The 2,608-nt window shown below is 45.9% G+C and carries 3 protein-coding genes and 2 pseudogenes; 2 read left to right on the top strand and 3 right to left on the bottom strand.

The genetic code is table 11. The features are described from left to right. Positions 1 to 702 (bottom strand): annotated as a pseudogene (locus tag AC55NX_RS20545) (RHS repeat-associated core domain-containing protein); the annotation flags it as partial. A 430-nt stretch (positions 703 to 1,132) separates the two neighbouring features. Here AC55NX_RS20545 and AC55NX_RS20540 point away from each other — a divergent pair. Next, positions 1,133 to 1,330 carry a hypothetical protein gene (locus tag AC55NX_RS20540; protein ID WP_038181651.1) on the top strand — a complete coding sequence of 66 codons (198 nt, stop codon included), beginning with the start codon at positions 1,133 to 1,135 and terminating at the stop codon, positions 1,328 to 1,330. A gap of 67 nt (positions 1,331 to 1,397) precedes the next feature. Further along, positions 1,398 to 1,535 (top strand): annotated as a pseudogene (locus AC55NX_RS20535) (SymE family type I addiction module toxin); the annotation flags it as partial. Positions 1,536 to 1,626: 91 nt separating this feature from the next. On the opposite strand, the gene AC55NX_RS20530 reads toward AC55NX_RS20535, so the two are convergent. Together AC55NX_RS20530 and AC55NX_RS20525 are read right to left on the bottom strand one after the other, a co-directional pair. After that, on the bottom strand, positions 1,627 to 1,839 hold the full coding sequence (locus AC55NX_RS20530) for a hypothetical protein (RefSeq protein ID WP_059122044.1): 213 nt from the start codon (positions 1,837 to 1,839) through the stop codon (positions 1,627 to 1,629). A gap of 3 nt (positions 1,840 to 1,842) precedes the next feature. After that, a partial coding sequence (locus AC55NX_RS20525) for an RHS repeat-associated core domain-containing protein (RefSeq protein ID WP_496997421.1) occupies positions 1,843 to 2,608 on the bottom strand: 766 nt, incomplete at its 5' end.

Below are 2,608 nucleotides of genomic sequence, written 5' to 3'. Positions count from 1 at the left end.
TCGGTCTTGTATCAGGTTACCGGCCGGGTCATGGGCAAAGCTCTCGCTGATATTGCCGCGCACCTGTGTCAGGCGGTCTAACGGGTCGTAGTGATATTGCGTTACGCCGCGCAGGTTATCTTCCACCTGCGTCAGGTTACCCGAGCGATTGTACTGATAACGGCGGAATAACGTCTGTTGCTGCGCCTGACTCACCCGGTGCTCACTCAACCGGCCCAGCTCATCATACTGAAAATGACTGGTCAACGCGCCCTGCGTGCGGCGGGTTTCCAGACCGCTCACCTGATATTGGTGTTGCGTCAGGCAATGCCCGTTCAGGCTGACCTGCTGCAGTCGCCCGTGCTGAAATTGATAATCAATCTGCTGGCCGTCCGGTAACAGATGGGCAGTTAAGTGACCCATCGCATCATAACGGTAACCGGCACTCGCCCAGCCCTGATGCTCAACCGTCAGCCGCCCCATCACGTCATAGTCATACGCCAGCGGCCACTGACCGTCATCCACTCCGGTCAGATTGCCAAGTAAGTCATAGTGATAGCTGATAGTGGATTCATCCGGCAGGGTTTTCTCAATCAATTTGCCCTGTGCGTCATAGGCATAACGCGTAGTCAGCTCCCCGCCTTCCCGGCCGATTTCGGTTTTCGCCGTCAGTTGGGTGTGACTGTCATATCCATAGACGAACTGGCGCCCGTCGAAGGTCAAATTCCATCATTAACAATCTACCAATATTTTAAAGAACAAAAATCATCTTTCCAAAGTGCTGCAACTGGATTGAATTTTATCAATTTCAGACAATCATCGGCTGATTATTTTTAGAACCCACACCCAAAATCTCATACTTTTTTCATACTTTTATTTTCCGAAAAACAGATAACCTACCCTCTGCATTGGCAAAATCCAGTGCCGGGCGTAGGAACCCGCATTTCCCCACAAGGCATAATAAATGTCAGTTTATACTGGTATTTTTCTATGTTACGCTTTAGCTCGCCTAATTATGGTGGGCTGGGCAAGGCAGCTTCGGCTGGCTGCTAACCTTGTGGAGCGGTATTCCTACACCTTGTTCCAGTTCACCACCCGAAACGTAGGAATTTCGTGTGGTGTTCATATCTCAACAACCACAAGGAGTTCCACTATGTACGAAACCATCCCTTACAACCACGAGTTTGCCCAAAAAGCCCGCGAATATTTGCGTCAGTTAGAAGAAATATTCGAAGCCGAACAGCGGCACAATAGTCAAGAGCTACGCAACGTACTGCTGTATCTGAATAATCTGATTACCACCCATTATGTGCGCTACCATCAAGAAATTGACGGGGAGGATTTGGTGTAGTTATTTGGATTTCGAGCCGCGGTTGCGGCTCGTTTTGAAATATAAGATGTAACTCGTCGGTTACGTCTCTAACCAAGGCGATACTGCCACCCCGGATATTCATCTCAAGGGTAAGAGGCTGCGCGAAGCCGGGTTTGATACCGGGACGAAGATCACCATCAATATCACTGCGGACTGCATTGTGCTCATCCCCGACATCAGTTGATATGAAATAAAACAGCCGAAGCTATTTTTGCCCCGGCTGTTTTTTAAGGAGATACAAATGTGTCAACCGAGTTTGAATCCCTGTTAATCCATCAACCAAAATGAAAGAAAATTTCTTTGATCAATCGACCATCGAGTTCATTATCGACTTTCACAGAATCTTTTTTCATCTCATGTAATATATACTTCGCAATAGGATTTTTACTATTTTTAACCTCGTTGATAAGATAATTTTTCCTATTTTCATCGAAGTAGTACTTATCCAATAGATATATTAGATTTTTATCCAGTTCTTGTTTATCCATAAATTATTCTTCTATAACTTTCACTGTTCTAAACTTGATCATAGGCTTATTTGACATATCAAGTGGAATTAATTGCCTTTCCCCACCTTTACCATATTCAGGATAATATCTTGTAAAAGGCTCAGGAATATTACCATGGTCTCCTGCCTCCATTGGAACTCTTACTTGAGGTTTTCCTTTTGAATCGTATAGCTGCAATGTATCAAACTCACCTTTTAACCTAGCATCACTCCATGAATTTAAAGGATCATTTTTATCATAGTATATCTGAAATGCTTCTCTTGCTCGTTTTCCACTATTAAAGTCAGTAAACCCAAAGTAGCTTAATGGCGCTTCCATTGATTTCATTGTTTGATCTGCAAAAGATGAATCCATATATCGGAACCCAGTCGATGGCAACGTAGAAGACGGTCCCGATGGTCCTACATAAAAATCTGGTTTAGAGGTCGAACTTCCTGCCCCCGGACAATCCCCCACACACTGCGTTAACCCCAGCGGGTCAATCCACCCCGTTGGATTTTTTACATACTGGTAGTTGTTTAAACCACCGGCAAGCCCTATCGGGTCGGGGGTGATAAAGCGCCCGGTGCTCGGGCTATAGTAACGGTGACGGTTGTAATGTAAACCCGTTTCTGCATCATAATACTGCCCCTGAAAACGCAGCGGACTGACGATTTCTGCCTTGCGCTGATAAGCCACATTGCCGTAACTGTGGTAATCCACCGACCATGCCACGGCCCCGGTGGCATCGGTAATCTCCAGTGGCGTA

This window comes from Vibrio rubrogenes (genome assembly GCF_059641415.1).
Note: the sequence above shows the minus strand (reverse complement) of the source record. Positions and strands in the feature narration are given on the sequence as shown.